The sequence below is a fragment of the Erythrobacter tepidarius genome (assembly GCF_002155695.1).
Taxonomy (GTDB): Bacteria; Pseudomonadota; Alphaproteobacteria; order Sphingomonadales; family Sphingomonadaceae; genus Erythrobacter; species Erythrobacter tepidarius.
The window spans coordinates 157,705-172,723 of record NZ_MUYJ01000004.1; the positions used below are offsets into that span (position 1 = coordinate 157,705).

The following is a 15,019-nucleotide window of genomic DNA, read 5'->3' on the forward strand; positions in this document are numbered from 1 at the left end:
TGCAATCTGCCCCATGAATCCGCTGGAGATCATCGCGGTCGCGCTGGGGATCGCCAATGTCGGTCTGCTGGTGCGCCGCTCGATCTGGAATTACCCCTTCGGCATGGCGATGGTGGCGCTCTACCTCGTTATCTTCTGGCAGGCGCGGCTCTACGGCGAGGCCGTCTTGCAGGTGTTCTTCTTCGTGGCGCAGGGCTGGGGCTGGTGGCTGTGGGCGCGCGCCGGGGGGCTGACGCAGATGGTCGCAGTCGCATGGATGGGCTGGCCCGCGCGGCTTGCCGTTCTGGTGCTGGTGACGACAAGCGCGCTCGGGATCGGCTGGGCGATGGCGCGCTTCACCGATGCCGCCCTGCCCTATGCCGATGCGACCATTGCCGGCGCGAGCGTGGTGGCACAGGTGCTGCTGGCGCTGCGGCGGGTGGAAAATTGGGCCTTGTGGATCGCGATCGATGTGCTGTCGGTGGGGGTCTATGTCAGCCGCGGCCTGCATCTCACCGCCGGGCTTTATGCGGTTTTTCTGGGGCTGGCGGTGGCGGGACTGGTGCAATGGGCGAAGGCCGCCCGCAGCGGCGAGACGGTTGCAGCGTGACGAAGCGCGGCTTCCTGCTCGGCAAGTTCATGCCGCCGCATGCGGGCCACATGGCGCTGATCAACGCCGCAAGGGCGCTGGTGGACGAGCTGACCGTGCTGGTATGCTGGCTGCCCGATGATCCGATCGCCGGGGAACTTCGTCTAACATGGATGCGGGCGATATGCCCCGATTGCCGGGTGGTGGGCCAGGGCGCGGCGGTGCCGCAGGCTCCCGCGGACAGCGACGATTTCTGGCCGGTCTGGCGCGCGATCATCGCCGCCGCCCACCCCGAACCGATCGACTACCTGTTCGCAGGCGAAGCCTATGGCGCAGAGCTGGCGCGGCAAGTGGGCGGGCTGTTCGTGCCATTGGGCGGGCGGGTGCTGGGTCTCGATCACGATCCGCTCTCCGGCCTGTCGGCCAGCGCGGTGCGCGCCGACCCGTCGGCGCACTGGCCTTACCTCCCCGCCCCCGTCCGCGCCCATTACCGCCGCACGATCTGCCTCCACGGGGCCGAGAGCACCGGCAAGACCACGCTGGCAGCCCAGCTCGCCGCCGAAACCGGCGCGCTGACCGTGGGCGAATATGGCCGCAGCCATTGCGAGGCGCATCGCGGGCCGCTGACGCGCGACGACCTGCTCCTCATCGGCCGCGCACAGCAGGCGATGATCGCCGCCGCCAGCGAATGGGCCGGGCCGCTGCTGCTGGTCGACACCGACGCGCTGATGACCGCGGCGTGGTGCGAAATGCTGCTGGGCCAGCGTCCCGGCGAACTCATGGCTGCGCCAAAGTGCGATCTTTACCTCCTGCTTGAACCCGATCTGCCGTGGGTTGACGACGGCACCCGGTTCTTCAGCAACCCGGACGAGCGTCACAGGTTCGCAATGATCGTCGAACAGGTGCTGGTTGATGCCCACGTGCCCTTCGTGCGGATTTCCGGGCATGGACAGGCAAGGCTTACCGCTGCGCGCGCCGCGATAGGAGCGATGAATGGTTAGAACCGCGCTGTGTTTCGCCGTCTTGCTGGCCGCGGCGCCGCTCGCCGCGCAAGGGCAGGACATGCTCGTCATCGCCCACCGCGGTGCAAGCGCCGAGCGGCCCGAGCATACGCTCGCTGCCTATGAGCTGGCGATCGATCAGGGGGCCGATTTTATCGAGCCCGATCTGGTGGCAACCAGGGACCTGGTGCTGGTGGCACGCCACGAGAACGAGCTTTCGGGTACCACCGATGTCGCCACCCGCCCGGAATTCGAGGATCGCCGGCGCGAGAAGACCATCGACGGCCAGCGCGTGGCAGGCTGGTTTGCCGAGGACTTCACCCTCGCCGAACTGCGCACCCTGCGCGCCAAGGAACGCATCCCCTCGCTGCGCCCGGCCAATGCGCGGTTTGACGGGCTGTATCAGGTGCCGACGCTGGCCGAGATCGTCAAGCTGGTGCGGGCCAAGGAGGCTGCGACGGGGCGGCGGATCGGGATCTATCCCGAACTCAAGCACCCCACCTTCCTGCTCCAGAACGCCGGGATCGACATGGTCGACCTGTTGCTGCGCGACCTGCGCGAGCTTGGCATCACACCGGCCGATCCGGTGTTCATCCAGAGCTTCGAAGTTGGCCCGCTCCAGCGGCTCGAACAGCGCGGCGGCGGCTTCAGACTGGTGCAGCTGGTCGCACCGCTCGGTGGCCCAGCAGATGAACCCGCGATGCGCTATGCCGAAATGGTGACGCCGACCGGGCTTGCGGAAGTGGCGAAATATGCCGATGCGGTGGGCGCGCATATCGCGCTGGTGCTGAACCCTGACGGCACCCCGACTGCGCTGGTGGCCGATGCCAAGGCGGCGGGACTGGCGGTGCATGCATGGACGGTGCGACCGGAAAACGACTTCCTGCCGCCCAGCCTGCGGACCGGAGACGACCCCAAGGGCCGGGGCTGCGGAGATGTGGCTTTGGCAGCAATGCTCAAGGCCGCCGGCGTCGCAGGGGTGTTCAGCGACGCCAGGCTCAAAGGCCGAACCTGCCCCTAGGCGCGCCGCGCGCTCAGGATGTAATTGAGCGACATATCTTCGGACAGGTGCAGCCGCTTGCCCGGCCGCCAAGCGATACCGCGCCTCGCCGTGACGGTCAGTCCCGCATCCCTCAGCAAAGCCTCCAATTCTTCGGGGGTGACAAAGTCGTGCCAGCGGTGCGTGCCCCTGGGGACATAGCCCACCGCCTCCGCCGCGCCGACCAGCAGCACCCGGCTCGCGACCGTGCGGTTGGGGGTGGACATGACGAGCAGCCCGCCCGGCGCAAGCCGTGCTGCGAGATCGCGCAGGAAGGCGGGCTTGTCGGCGACATGCTCGATCACTTCGAGACAGGTGACCAGATCGAAGGTGCCGATGTCGAGCGACCCCACCTCGCCGGCCATGTAGCGGATATCGAGCCCCACGCCTTGCGCATGCTGGCTCGCTGCCGCGATATTCTCCGCCGCCGCGTCAACCCCGGTGACATCCGCCCCCAGCCGCGCCAGCGGCTCGCACACCAACCCCGCCCCGCAGCCGATATCGAGCGCCGCCTTGCCCGCCAGCGGCCTGGCGGCGCGCGCCGCATCGGGCCAATGCGCGTCGATCGCATCGCGCACGAAGGCCAGTCGAACCGGGTTGACCTGGTGCAGGCTCGCCATCGGGCCTTTGGGGTTCCACCAGTCGCGCGCAAGCTTTGCGAAGAAATCGGCCTCTTCGGGACGGATAGTTACATTCGAGACGTTTGCGTTTCCCATAAAGCGCCCTTAACAGCGCGCGCGAACACTCACCAGCAGGAGCTTGCCCTTGGCCCGCATCGTGATGAAATTCGGCGGCACCTCGATGGCCGGGACGGAGCGCATCCGCCGCGTCGCCAATATCGTGCGCGCGCAGGCCGCGCGCGGCGATCAGGTGGCGGTGGTGGTCAGCGCCATGGCGGGGGAGACCGACCGGCTCGTGAACTTCTGCCGCGAAGCCAATCCGCTCTATGACCCGGCCGAATATGATGTGGTGGTGGCGAGCGGGGAGCAAGTCACCAGCGGTTTGCTGGCCCTGACATTGCAAGCCCTGGGCTGCAAGGCGCGCAGCTGGCTCGGCTGGCAATTGCCGATCCGCACTATCGAGGCCCACGCCAAGGCCCGCGTCGAATCGATCGAGGCCGAGGCGCTGATCGCTGCAATGGCAGCGGGCGAGATCGCGGTGATCCCAGGCTTTCAGGGGCTTTCCGAGGACAATCGTGTCACCACGCTGGGGCGCGGGGGTTCGGACACCTCGGCGGTGGCGGTGGCGGCGGCGATCAAGGCGGACCGCTGCGACATCTACACCGATGTCGACGGCGTCTACACCACCGACCCGCGCATCGTCGCCAAGGCGAAGAAGCAGAAGGCGGTGACTTACGAGGAAATGCTCGAACTCGCCAGCGTCGGGGCCAAGGTGCTCCAGACCCGCTCTGTCGGCCTTGCCATGAAGGAAAAGGTGCGCGTGCAGGTATTGTCGAGCTTCATCGGCGAAGGCGCCCCGCCTGCCGATGATCTGCCCGGGACGATGATCGTCTCGGACGAGGAAATGGACGAATTGGTGGAGAAGGGCCTGATGGAACGCCAGCTTGTGACCGGCATCGCGCATGACAAGAACGAGGCGAAGGTGATCCTCACCCGCGTGCCCGACCGACCCGGCGCGGTGGCCAACATCTTCGAACCGCTGGCGGCGGCCAGCATCAATGTCGACATGATCATCCAGAACGTCGGCCGCGACAAGGGCGAGACCGACGTGACCTTCACCGTCCCCCAGGCCGACCTCGCCCGGGCGCAGGCACTGCTGGAGGACCGCCGCAGCGAAATCGGCTTCAACCGCATCATCACCGACAGCAAGATCGCCAAGATCAGCGTGGTGGGTGTGGGGATGAAGAGCCACGCGGGGGTCGCCAGCACGATGTTCCGCGCGCTGTCCGATCGCGGAATCAACATCCAGGCAATCTCGACCAGCGAGATCAAGATCAGCGTGATGATCGACGAGGACGAGACCGAGCTCGCGGTGCGGGTGCTGCACACGGCCTACGGGCTTGATGCGGTTGGCTGACGGATAGCCCGCCCCACCTCGATTAACCTTGTTCGGTTACCCGGCCTTAACCTTTACGGCCGGACTCTGCGGCGCATCCCCTCGCAAGCGGAGTCGCTTCCCCATGGCCATCAAGGCACATCTCGATCAGCCCGCGGCCGGCGACGGACAGCGCGGCACGCCGCGCCGCGCCTTGCGGCTGGAAACCAGCGGGATGCTGCCCGACGGGCGCGAAGCGAATGTGACGATCCACAATATCTCCACCGCAGGCTTGCTGATCGAAACCGGCCTCCAACTGGCGCGGGGCGAGATGCTGACGCTCGATCTGCCCCAGGCGGGCGCGGTCGAAGCGGTGGTGGCCTGGCGCAGCGGGAGGTTGCACGGCTGCGCCTTTGCCACCCCGCTCGGCGCGGGCGCGCTGGCGGCGGCGCAGTTGCAGGGGCTGCCGGTGGGCGAGCTGTCATCCGCAGCAACGCCCGTCGCCCGCTCCGGCCAGAGCAGCGGCGGCGAGGCGCTGGGTGTAAGGCTCAACCGCCTGCGCCGCGAAGCCGGCATGACACTGGCCGATGTCGCGCTGCGGCTCGGCGTGAGCAAGCCAACCGTCTGGGCCTGGGAGAAAGGCAAGGCCCGCCCCCTGCCCGAACGCATAGCGGCGCTTGCCGAAGTGCTCGGCGCAGCGCCCGAGGAGCTGACCGAGGCAGGCGGCAAGGATGCCGATACCGCCGCGCTGATCGCGGAGTGCCGGAACCGTATCGCCGCGGCCTGCGGCACCGCGCCCGAGGCGGTGCGGATCATGATCGAACTGTAAGAAACAAGGGTTCCCGCCCATAGAAGCGGTTACTTACCGCATCGATTGGCTATAGATCTGCTGTCCATATTGAAAAATATGGTAAACGAAAGCCGGAGGCGATTCGTTTTTTAGTCTGGTAAGTTTACATAACTAACAATTGAATGAATCCAATACAGGAAAACAGGGGTAAATTTTTCCTGAATTGATTATGTTAGTTACCACGTAAGTCTGACTAAGAGCGATTTGGCGAATCTTTCGTTGGACCGCTGGGGCACTGTCGGTATGAAAATTGGTCTGAGTGACGTTGAAGGACGCGTTTTGCATGGCCTGATCGAGGAAGTTTCCGGCGACATTGTGATCAGGATCGACCGGCGCGGGTTCATCATCCACGCATCGGGCAACATCGCGGAACTGGGGTTCGATTTCAGCGCGGCTCTGCTGCTCCCCCACATCACCGATCTCGCCCAGCCCGATCACGCCGCCTCGCTGGGCGAGCATGTCGGCGCGGTGCTCTCGGGCGCGGCGCGGCCGGGGTGGATCGAATTTCCGCTTGCCTCCTTCGGCAGCGCGGATGGCGCCGAGGCAGCCTCGGCACAAGAGCGGCGCTGGTACGCGATCAGCCTGCGCCCGATGCACGATGCCGCCAATCCGTCCGGGGCGCCGGACGGGGCGTTGTGCCTGATGCGCTCGGTCCAGCGGCTGCGGCTGCTGGAAGGCGAACTCTACAACCGGACCGTCACCGATCCGCTCACCGGCCTCGCCAACCGCCAGGCCTTTTGCGCCAGCCTCAGGCGGCATCTGGCCGGTGGAGGCGGGCAGATCGTCGCAATCTTCGCGGTCGACGGGATGCGCGCGCTGCTGCTGCGCTATGGCCAGCGCACCGCGGACGAGATTTTGTGGGGCTTTGCCAAGTTTCTCGAGACAATGGCGCTGCCCGGACACGAGGTCGCCCAGCTCGACGGTGAGCGGTTCGGCGTGCTGCTGCCGGAAATGACCCTGCGCATCGCGCGCGAATGGGCTGAGGATGCGGTGCAGACCTTTGCCGGCCTTGCCGCGCCCGCCCAGACGGCCCACCGCCCCAGGACCCCGCAACTTTCGGCCAGCGCCGGCCTGGCGCGGGTGGAATGCACCGTCGACTGGACGCTGCGCGAGGCCGAACTGGGCCTCGTCCTGGCGCGCGCCGGCGGCGGCAAGCAGGTCGCCATCGCCGGGCATCGCCGAGCCGCATAACTGGACTCGTGCGGGCGGTGCGCTAAACCGCCGGCATGAGCCACATTGCCACCATCCTGCTGCTCGGTTCGGGAGAACTCGGACGCGAATTCGTCATTTCCGCCAAGCGCCTCGGGGCGCGGGTGATCGCCTGCGACAGCTACGACAACGCCCCGGCGATGCAGGTGGCCGACGCATGCGAGGTTTTCCCGATGCTCGATGGCGCGGCGCTGCGGGCCGCGGCAGAAAGGCACAAGCCCGATCTGATCGTCCCCGAGATCGAGGCAATCCGCACCGAGATGCTGGCTGACCTCGAAGCGGAAGGCTTCACCATCGTGCCCTCGGCCCGCGCCGCGCAGCTCACCATGAACCGCGATGCGATCCGCGATCTGGCGGCGGGGGAACTGGGCCTCACGACCTCGCAATACGGCTATGCGACAAGCCTCGCCGAATGCCAGGCCATTGCCGAGCGCATCGGCTATCCGCTGGTGATGAAGCCGGTAATGTCCTCCAGTGGCAAGGGGCAGAGCAAGGTCGATGGGCCGGAAGCGCTGGCGGCGGCATGGCAATATGCCGTCGCCAACATGCGCGGCGATCGGGCGCGGGTGATCTGCGAACAGTTCATCGCCTTCGACTACGAGATAACCCTGCTGACCGTGCGCCACGCGGGCGGCATCAGCTTCTGCCCGCCGATCGGCCACCGCCAGGAGCGCGGCGACTATCGCGAAAGCTGGCAGCCCGCCGCCATGTCCGCCGCCGCCCTTGCCGCCGCGCAGGACATGGCCGCCAAGGTTGTCATGGCGCTGCAAGGCGGGGGGCGCGGTTGGGGCCTTTATGGCGTGGAGTTCTTCGTGCGCGGGGATGAGGTTATCTTTTCCGAACTGTCCCCCCGCCCGCACGATACAGGGATGGTCACGCTGGTCAGCCAGGATCTCACCGAATTCGATCTCCACGCCCGGGCGATCCTCGGCCTGCCGGTGCCCGACGAGATCGCCGCCCGCCCCGCCGCCTCGGCAGTCATTCTTGCCGACCGGGACAGCGACCGCTTCGCCTTCGAGGGCCTGGCCGAAGCGCTGGCGCTGGGCGCCACCGATGTGCGCATCTTCGGCAAGCCCGTCACCCGGCCCTGGCGCCGGATGGGCGTGGCGCTGGCGCGCGCGGCCGATGCGCCTGCCGCGGTGGACCTCGCGAAACAGGCCGCTGCCGCGGTGCGGATTGTCTATTCCCCCGCCAGCGACTAGGGCGCGCCCATGACCACCTATCCCAAGACCGCCGCGCTGATGCAGCGCGGCACCACCTTCCTCGGCTGCGAGACCGCGATCCTGTGCGGGGCGATGAGCTGGGTGTCGGAGCGCAACCTCGTCGCTGCCATCTCCAACGCGGGCGGCTTCGGCGTGATTGCCTGCGGGGCGATGACGCCTGAGCTGCTCGATGCCGAAATCGCCGCGACCAAGGCGCTCACCGACAAGCCCTTCGGCGTCAACCTCATCACCATGCACCCCCGCCTGTTCGATCTGATCGACGTGTGTCGCAAGCATGGCGTGACGCACGTGGTGCTGGCAGGCGGCATCCCGCCCAAGGGCAGCGTCGAGGCGATCAAGGCGGGCGAGAGCGGCATCAAGGTGATCTGCTTTGCCCCCACGCTGGCGCTCGCCAGGAAGCTGCTGCGTTCAGGCGCCGATGCGCTGGTGATCGAGGGAATGGAGGCGGGCGGGCATATCGGCCCGGTTTCGACCAGCGTGCTGGCGCAGGAAATCCTGCCCGAGCTTGCCGCCGATCACCTGATCTTCGTCGCCGGCGGCATCGGCCGGGGCGAGGCGATTGCCTTCTACCTCGAAATGGGCGCGGCGGGCGTGCAATTGGGCACGCGCTTCGCCTGCGCGACCGAGAGCATTGCCCACCCCGAGTTCAAGAAGGCCTTCTTCCGCGCCTCGGCCCGCGAGGCGGTTGCATCCGTCCAGGTCGATCCGCGTCTGCCGGTGATCCCGGTGCGCGCGCTCAAGAACAAGGGCACGGAGGAATTCATCGCCAAGCAGCGCGAAGTCGCCGCCCTGCTCGATCAGGGTGGGATCGACATGGCCGAGGCCCAGCTCCAGATCGAGCATTTCTGGGCCGGCGCCCTGCGCCGCGCGGTGATCGAGGGCGATGTCGAGCACGGCTCGGTCATGGCCGGCCAGTCGGTCGGCATGGTCACGAAGGAAGAACCCGCCGCCGCCATCGTCGCCGAATTGATGGCGCAATGCGAGGCGGCGCTGACGCGATAGGATGGCCGCTCCGCTGATCCTCACCCTCGCCTGCGCCGACCGGCCCGGGATCACCGCGCGGGTCACCGGCTTCCTGTTCGAACGCGGCGCGAATATTCTCGACGCGCAGCAGTTCAATGATCGCTCGGACAACGCGGGCAGCGACCGCTACTTCATGCGCGTGGTGTTCGATCCCGATGGTTCGACCGCCGAGGGCCTGCGCGCTGATTTCGCCGCGCTGGCAGACCAGTTCGGCATGGTGTGGAAGATGGTGCGCGCGGATCGCCCGCGCCGGACCATCATCATGGTCAGCAAGTTCGACCACTGTCTTGTCGATCTGCTTTACCGCTGGCGCACCGGCGAACTGGCGATCGCCCCGGTGGCGATCGTCTCCAACCATCCCCGCGAAGCCGCGATCCGGGTGGATATCGGCGAGATTCCGTTTCACCACATCCCTGTCACCCCCGAGACCAAGCCCGCTGCCGAGGCAAGCTTGCGCGCGCTCGCCGAAGAGACGGACGCGGAGCTGGTGGTGCTGGCGCGCTACATGCAGGTGTTCTCGGACGAGCAGTCCGCCCATTTCGCCGGGCGGTGCATCAACATCCACCATTCCTTCCTGCCCGGCTTCAAGGGCGCGCGTCCCTATCATCAGGCCCACGCGCGCGGGGTGAAGATCATTGGCGCGACCGCCCATTTCGTCACCGCCGATCTCGATGAAGGCCCGATCATCCATCAGGACGTGGAGCGCATCACCCACGCCGATTCGCCTCAAGACCTCGTGCGCAAGGGCCGCGACATCGAGCGCCGGGTGCTTGCCGAAGCGGTGCGGCTGTTCGTGGAAGAGCGGGTGCTGATGAACGGCAACCGCACGGTGATCTTCAGGGGCTGATCCAGCCCAGCGCCCGCAAATCTGCAATCCGGCTGCGGCTGACCGGGGCGGTGAGACCCCCAGCCAGCACAAGGTGCAGATCGCGGCCTGCGCGGCGCTGGCCCGTCACCGCGCTTGTCGCCACCCACCAGCTGCGATGCACCTGCGCGCCGCTGCCCTCGGGCATGAGCGCGGCGGCCTCGGTGAGCGGCATGAGCACCAGTACGCTCTTCGTCTCGGCGATGACGCGGACATAGTGGTCCTCTGCGCTGAGCGCGAGGATCGCAGGGAAGCCCGGCTCCAAGCGCTGGTGTAGCGCCGAAGCGGCCACCCCGGGGACGGGGGGTGCGGGAGAGGGCGGATCGGGCCGCGCCACAGAATCCACCGGCTCGGGCATGGGCGCGGGCTTGGGCGCGTGTTCGGCGCGGGCATAGAGCACGAAGAACAGCGCGAAGAACCCGGCGGCCACCACCAGCGCCTGCACCCACACCGCGCTGAACTGCGCGCCGAACATCGCGGCCCGACCGCCCACCAGCCCGAGCACACCATAGGCCACCGCCAGACCCACAAAGGGCACCGCCAGCGCATGGCCCCAATAGTCGGCAAGCCCCAGCAGCCGCGCCACCGCGATCCCGACCCGCGCGAGCACGAGATAGACCAGCCATGCCGCCAGAAATCCGGCAAGCCACAGCGCCAGCCGTGCGCCCAGCGCGACCTCGCCAACGGGGATGAAATCGAACACCGCCACCAGCACCGCGATCAGCGCCACCACGCCGGCCTCGGCCATCAGACGCTCGGCCCCGGATAGTCGCCGCGCGACCATTCACGAAGCCCGGCCGACCATCCGCGCATCGCCGCGACAGCCCGCGAATGGGGGCCTTGCGGGCAGGCGGAAGGGCTGGCTTTTCATGGCCATTCCTTAAATCGCAAAGGTCCCAGGAGGCAAGCATGAGCCAGCAGATGACCCACCCTACCACCGCCCCCACCCGTCCGCCGATCAGCCTTGCGGCAACGGCGGCGATCACCATCGGCATAACCGCCGCGCTGACGGTGGCCTCGATGCTGTTCGGTGGCTTCGGTTCGGGCAGTCCTGCCATGGCGCAGACCCGCGTCTTGTCGCTGCCGATCATGATCCATCTGGCAAGCGTGGTGCCTGCCTTCCTGCTCGGGCCGGTGGTGCTGTGGCGGCGCAAGGGCGATGCCACGCACCGGCTGCTGGGGCGGATCTGGGTCTGCCTGATGCTGGTGACCGCGATCAGTTCGGCCTTCATCCGCACGCCGGGGGCGGGGATTGCCGGGACTGGGTTCAGCTTCATCCACGCCTTCACGATCTGGACGCTGGTGAATGTGCCGCTGGCGGTGCGCGCGGCCCGGCGCGGGGAGATTGCGCGGCACCGCGGGATGATGACCGGGCTCTATGCCGGGCTGGTGATCGCAGGCGCTTTCTCCTTCCTGCCGGGCCGGTTGCTGGGCACCTTCGCGTTCGGCGCGCCGTGATGCATTTCGGCAGGTGCTCTCCGGCCGCTTTGATGGCATCCTCGCGCCCATGATCGTCCAGCGCCTCGACCATGTGAACATCATCACCGATCGGCTCGCCGAAACCGCGCGGTTCTATGCCGAGCTGCTCGATCTCGAGGAGCGCGACGCCCCGCCGCCGCTGACGCCGCAGAACGCGCGCTGGATGTATGATGCGGGCGGGCAGGCGATCCTGCATCTCAACGCGCTGGATTGCCCCCGCGCTTTTGAGCGCACGGTGTCACCGGGGGCGGAGACGGGCGCGATCCATCACGTGGCCCTGCGCTGCGCGGACTTCGCGGTGGTGAAGGCCCGGCTCGATGCGCGCGGAGCCGATTACGAGGTCAATGAGATTGCCGCGATCGGCCTCACGCAGATCTTTACGGCCGACCCGAACAACGTGCTGCTCGAGCTAAATTTCTTCGCCAGCTAGCGCGACAGTCGCTGGCCTGCACCTCGGTGCCGATGGCGGAGCGGCGCAGGCCAGCCCGGCGAACGCGGCGGGACCGCCTCGGTTCATCCGATGCGCCGCTTTGCCTGAGGCGCTAGCGGCGGGCGATCTTCTTTCCCGCCTCCAGCGCCTTGTCCTCGTTGGCACGCTTGATGACATAGGCGCGGATCGCTTCGATCTCGGCTTTCGACAAGGAACCGGCAAAACTCGCCATCCCGTTGTCCTTCAGCATCCCGCCATGGACCACCGCGGCCCAGGCCTGCGGGCTTTCGAGCGAGCCGGCGCGGCGCAGATCGGGCAGCACGGTCGAGCCGACCGCACCCGGCGCATGGCACACCGCGCAGTAACGGCCATATTTGGCCTTCCCCAGCGCGATCACCTCCGCCGAGGCGGTGCTCGGCGGCGGATCGAGCGGCAGCTCGGCCAGCGCCGGCTCGGGCGGCAGCTCGGCCTGCCCGCCGAGCTTGAACACCAGAAGCCGGCTGATGTTGCGCACCGGCGCCTTGCGCGCGATCAGATCGCCATCGACGCTCAGCGCATAGGCCCCGCCCCACCCGGCCAGCACCGCGACATATTGCTCGCCATTGACGCTGTAGGTGATCGGCGGTGCGACGATCCCGGTCTGCGCGGCGAAGCTCCACAACTTCTTGCCCGTGGCCGCGTCATAGGCGTTGAACTCGCTCCCCGCGGTGCCCTGGAAAACCAGGCCCCCGCCGGTCGCCAGCAGCCCGCCGTTCCAAGGCCCGGGATGCTCAACCGTCCAGCGCGCCTGCTGCGCCACCGGATCCCACGCCACCAGCATCCCGCGCAAGGATCCTGCGACCTGCCTGCGGAAGCCCTCATCCGGCGGCACGTCGCCCGCACCCAGGTTGAAACCGACATTGAAGCCGCGTGCGGTATCGGGCTTCCAGTCGGCTTCGGGCGCATAGAGCATCCCCGCCTCGAAGGCCGGAATATAGACGAGGTTCTCGCGCGGGTTGTAGGCCATCGGGTGCCAGTTGTGGCCGCCGAGCGCACCCGGTGTCACCAGCGCGGGCTGACCGGTCTTGTCGACGCGGGTCTGGGGGTTCTCGATCGGGCGGCCCGTCTTGGGATCGATGCCCGTCGCCCAGTTGACGCTGACATAGGGCTTGGCGCTGATGAACGCGCCCGTCTCGCGGTCGATCACGTAGAAAAAGCCGTTCTTGGGCGCCTGCATCAGCACCTTGCGGCGTTTCCCGTCGATCTCCATGTCGGCGAGGATGATGTGCTGGGTAGCGGTGAAGTCCCAGGTCTCGCCCGGCGTGGTCTGGTAGTGCCAGACATATTCGCCGGTCTTGGGCCGGATCGCGACGATGCTGGAAAGGTAGAGATTGTCCCCCTCCCCGCCGCTGCCGTCCTTGGCCGGCGAACGGTAGGCGCGGTTCCAGGGCGAACCATTGCCGACCCCGATGTAGAGCAGATCAAGCTCGGGGTCGTAGGCCATCGAATCCCACACCGTGCCGCCGCCGCCGATCGAATCGGATGCGCCCAGGACATCCATGTTCCACGTTTCGGCAGCCTTGCGGAGATAGGCCGGCGCATCCTTGGCATCGCCGCCCTCGGGCACGGTGTAGAAGCGCCACAGTTCCTTGCCGGTCTCGGCATCATAGGCCGCGACATAGCCGCGCACCCCGAACTCCGCGCCGCCATTGCCGATGATCACCTTGCCGTCGATCACCCGCGGCGCGCCGGTGATGGTGTAGCTCTTGGACTGATCGACCGTGACCTTCTCCCAGGCCACCTCGCCGGTTTCGCGGTCGAGCGCGATCAGGCGGCCATCGAGCGTGCCCAGGAACAGCTTGTCGCCCCATGCCGCCAGCCCGCGGTTGACGACGTCGCAGCACGCCTTGACCGCGGTTTCGCCCGGCACCTCGGGATCATATTCCCACAAGCGCTGGCCGGTTGCCGCGTCGAAGGCCTTCACCTTGCTCCACGCGGTGGTGAGATAGAGCTTGCCGTCGATCACCAGCGGGGTCGCTTCCTGCCCGCGCGCCGTGTCCATGTCGGCAAACCAGGCAAGGCCCAGATCGCCCACGGTCTCGCGATTGATGGCGTCGAGCGGGGAATAACGCTGTTCGGAATAGGTACGGCCATGACTGATCCAGTTGGCGCTGTCGCCATCCGCGCCCACCAGCATCGCGGCAGTAATGCCGCCCTCGGCCTCGCCGCTTGCGAAAATCTGGCTGCAATTGGCCAGCATCCCGACCGACAACAACAAGGCGGCACTGCCCGCCCAGCGCATGAGGTTCATGGATCCCGCTCTCCCGGTTGCATGGCCGGACTGTTCGGCCCTGTTTTCTTTTGCAACCCAATCTGCCGCGTCATTCGCGGCTTGTCCATGCCCAGGCGCCTTGCCTATCAAGAGTGGCAAAGGGCCGTACAGGAGCGTGTTCGATGTGCGATGAAGGCAAACTGGCCGAATGGGCCAAACAGGCGGTGAGCCGCCGCCAGTTCGGCGCGCTGACGGGCGCGGCCGTGCTGGCGACCTATGCGGCGGGCGGCACGGCTGCCGAAGGGCAGGGCACTGCCGAACTGAGCGAACGCGGCGTCACCTTCGCCACCCAGGACGGGACGATCGACGGGTTCATGGTGCAGCCCGCCCGCGGCAGGCATCCCGCAGTGATCCTGTGGCCCGACATAGCCGGCCTGCGTGAATCCAAGCGCGGCATCGCCCGCAAGCTGGCTCAGGCAGGCTATGCCGTGCTCGTGGTGAACCCCTATTACCGCGATGTCGCGGGCGAGCAGTTCGCCGATTTCGCGGCCTTCATCAGCAGCGGCGGCTTCCAGAAGGTCGGCCCATGGCGCGGCAAGCTCGATGCCGAGGCGGTGATGCGCGATACGGAGGCGATTGTCGGCTGGCTCGATCAGCAGCCGGGCATCGACACCGCGCGCGGGATCGGCACGCAGGGCTATTGCATGGGCGGGCCCTTCACGGTGTGGAGCGCAGCGGCCGTGCCTTCGCGCATCAAGGCGGCGGCGAGCTTCCACGGCGGCGGACTGGTGCGTCCCGGCAATCCGATGAGCCCGCACGCGCTGCTCGGCAAGGTCAAGGCCTCGCTGCTGGTCGCCGTGGCCCAGGACGATGACGCCAAGGCTCCGGCTGACAAGACCACCTTTGCCGAGTCCGCCAGGGCCGCGGGGGTTGCCGCCGAAGTCAAGGTCTATGCCGGTGATCACGGCTGGATGGTGTCCGACAGCCCGGCATGGAACGCGGCCGCTGCCGCCAGCGGCGAGGCCGATCTGCTGGCGCTCTACGAGCGCGCCCTCGGGTAGATCGCTTCCCCAATAGCATGGGCGG

Annotated in this window: 15 protein-coding genes; 12 read left to right on the forward strand and 3 right to left on the reverse strand. The window is 67.4% G+C overall.

Annotated elements, in window-relative coordinates; translation table 11 throughout:
- Window positions 1-13: 13 nt before the first annotated feature.
- The 3 genes from pnuC to BZF61_RS05225 are packed head-to-tail and all read left to right on the forward strand — an operon-like array spanning window position 14 to window position 2,590.
- A complete protein-coding gene (gene pnuC / locus BZF61_RS05215; RefSeq protein ID WP_086617578.1) occupies window positions 14-589 on the forward strand; it encodes a nicotinamide riboside transporter PnuC in 576 nt (191 codons plus the stop codon).
- Window positions 586-1,569 carry an AAA family ATPase gene (locus tag BZF61_RS05220; RefSeq protein WP_245804513.1) on the forward strand — a complete coding sequence of 328 codons (984 nt, stop codon included), beginning with the start codon at window positions 586-588 and terminating at the stop codon, window positions 1,567-1,569. Before pnuC ends, BZF61_RS05220 begins: the two co-directional genes overlap by 4 nt.
- Window positions 1,562-2,590 carry a glycerophosphodiester phosphodiesterase family protein gene (locus BZF61_RS05225; RefSeq protein ID WP_086617580.1) on the forward strand — a complete coding sequence of 343 codons (1,029 nt, stop codon included), beginning with the start codon at window positions 1,562-1,564 and terminating at the stop codon, window positions 2,588-2,590. Before BZF61_RS05220 ends, BZF61_RS05225 begins: the two co-directional genes overlap by 8 nt.
- Here the strand turns inward: BZF61_RS05225 and ubiG are convergent.
- Entirely contained in the window at window positions 2,587-3,324 is a 738-nt protein-coding gene (ubiG, locus tag BZF61_RS05230) for a bifunctional 2-polyprenyl-6-hydroxyphenol methylase/3-demethylubiquinol 3-O-methyltransferase UbiG (protein WP_086617581.1), read from the reverse strand. The genes BZF61_RS05225 and ubiG overlap by 4 nt on opposite strands.
- A gap of 49 nt (window positions 3,325-3,373) precedes the next feature.
- On the opposite strand from ubiG, the gene BZF61_RS05235 reads away from it, so the two are divergent.
- The 6 genes from BZF61_RS05235 to purU all read left to right on the forward strand — a co-directional run bounded on the left by BZF61_RS05235 (window position 3,374) and on the right by purU (window position 9,755).
- Window positions 3,374-4,645, forward strand: coding sequence for an aspartate kinase (locus tag BZF61_RS05235; protein ID WP_086617582.1), 1,272 nt, complete (start codon window positions 3,374-3,376; stop codon window positions 4,643-4,645).
- Window positions 4,646-4,748: 103 nt separating this feature from the next.
- Window positions 4,749-5,432, forward strand: a complete 684-nt coding sequence (locus tag BZF61_RS05240) for a helix-turn-helix domain-containing protein (RefSeq protein WP_086617583.1) — start codon at window positions 4,749-4,751, stop codon at window positions 5,430-5,432.
- A 264-nt stretch (window positions 5,433-5,696) separates the two neighbouring features.
- Window positions 5,697-6,644: a GGDEF domain-containing protein gene (locus tag BZF61_RS05245; RefSeq protein ID WP_086617584.1), complete on the forward strand. Its 948-nt coding sequence runs from the start codon at window positions 5,697-5,699 to the stop codon at window positions 6,642-6,644.
- Between the two features lie 35 nt (window positions 6,645-6,679).
- Window positions 6,680-7,864, forward strand: a complete 1,185-nt coding sequence (gene purT, locus BZF61_RS05250; protein ID WP_086617585.1) for a formate-dependent phosphoribosylglycinamide formyltransferase — start codon at window positions 6,680-6,682, stop codon at window positions 7,862-7,864.
- Between the two features lie 9 nt (window positions 7,865-7,873).
- Window positions 7,874-8,887, forward strand: coding sequence for an NAD(P)H-dependent flavin oxidoreductase (locus BZF61_RS05255; RefSeq protein WP_086617586.1), 1,014 nt, complete (start codon window positions 7,874-7,876; stop codon window positions 8,885-8,887).
- A gap of 1 nt (window position 8,888) precedes the next feature.
- A complete protein-coding gene (gene purU, locus BZF61_RS05260) occupies window positions 8,889-9,755 on the forward strand; it encodes a formyltetrahydrofolate deformylase (RefSeq protein WP_086617587.1) in 867 nt (288 codons plus the stop codon).
- Here purU and BZF61_RS05265 read toward each other — a convergent pair.
- The gene (locus BZF61_RS05265) at window positions 9,745-10,557 is read right to left on the reverse strand and encodes a LytTR family DNA-binding domain-containing protein (RefSeq protein ID WP_086617588.1); all 813 of its coding nucleotides are present in this window, start codon (window positions 10,555-10,557) and stop codon (window positions 9,745-9,747) included. The two genes, purU and BZF61_RS05265, sit on opposite strands and share 11 nt — an antisense overlap.
- Window positions 10,558-10,682: 125 nt before the next feature.
- On the opposite strand from BZF61_RS05265, the gene BZF61_RS05270 reads away from it, so the two are divergent.
- The gene (locus BZF61_RS05270; protein WP_158094059.1) at window positions 10,683-11,231 is read left to right on the forward strand and encodes a DUF2306 domain-containing protein; all 549 of its coding nucleotides are present in this window, start codon (window positions 10,683-10,685) and stop codon (window positions 11,229-11,231) included.
- A 49-nt stretch (window positions 11,232-11,280) separates the two neighbouring features.
- Window positions 11,281-11,682: a VOC family protein gene (locus BZF61_RS05275; RefSeq protein WP_086617688.1), complete on the forward strand. Its 402-nt coding sequence runs from the start codon at window positions 11,281-11,283 to the stop codon at window positions 11,680-11,682.
- Between the two features lie 112 nt (window positions 11,683-11,794).
- Here the strand turns inward: BZF61_RS05275 and BZF61_RS05280 are convergent, their stop codons facing one another.
- The gene (locus BZF61_RS05280) at window positions 11,795-13,972 is read right to left on the reverse strand and encodes a PQQ-dependent dehydrogenase, methanol/ethanol family (protein WP_425429601.1); all 2,178 of its coding nucleotides are present in this window, start codon (window positions 13,970-13,972) and stop codon (window positions 11,795-11,797) included.
- Window positions 13,973-14,115: 143 nt separating this feature from the next.
- On the opposite strand from BZF61_RS05280, the gene BZF61_RS05285 reads away from it, so the two are divergent.
- Window positions 14,116-14,994, forward strand: a complete 879-nt coding sequence (locus BZF61_RS05285) for a dienelactone hydrolase family protein (protein ID WP_086617590.1) — start codon at window positions 14,116-14,118, stop codon at window positions 14,992-14,994.
- Window positions 14,995-15,019: the final 25 nt, after the last annotated feature.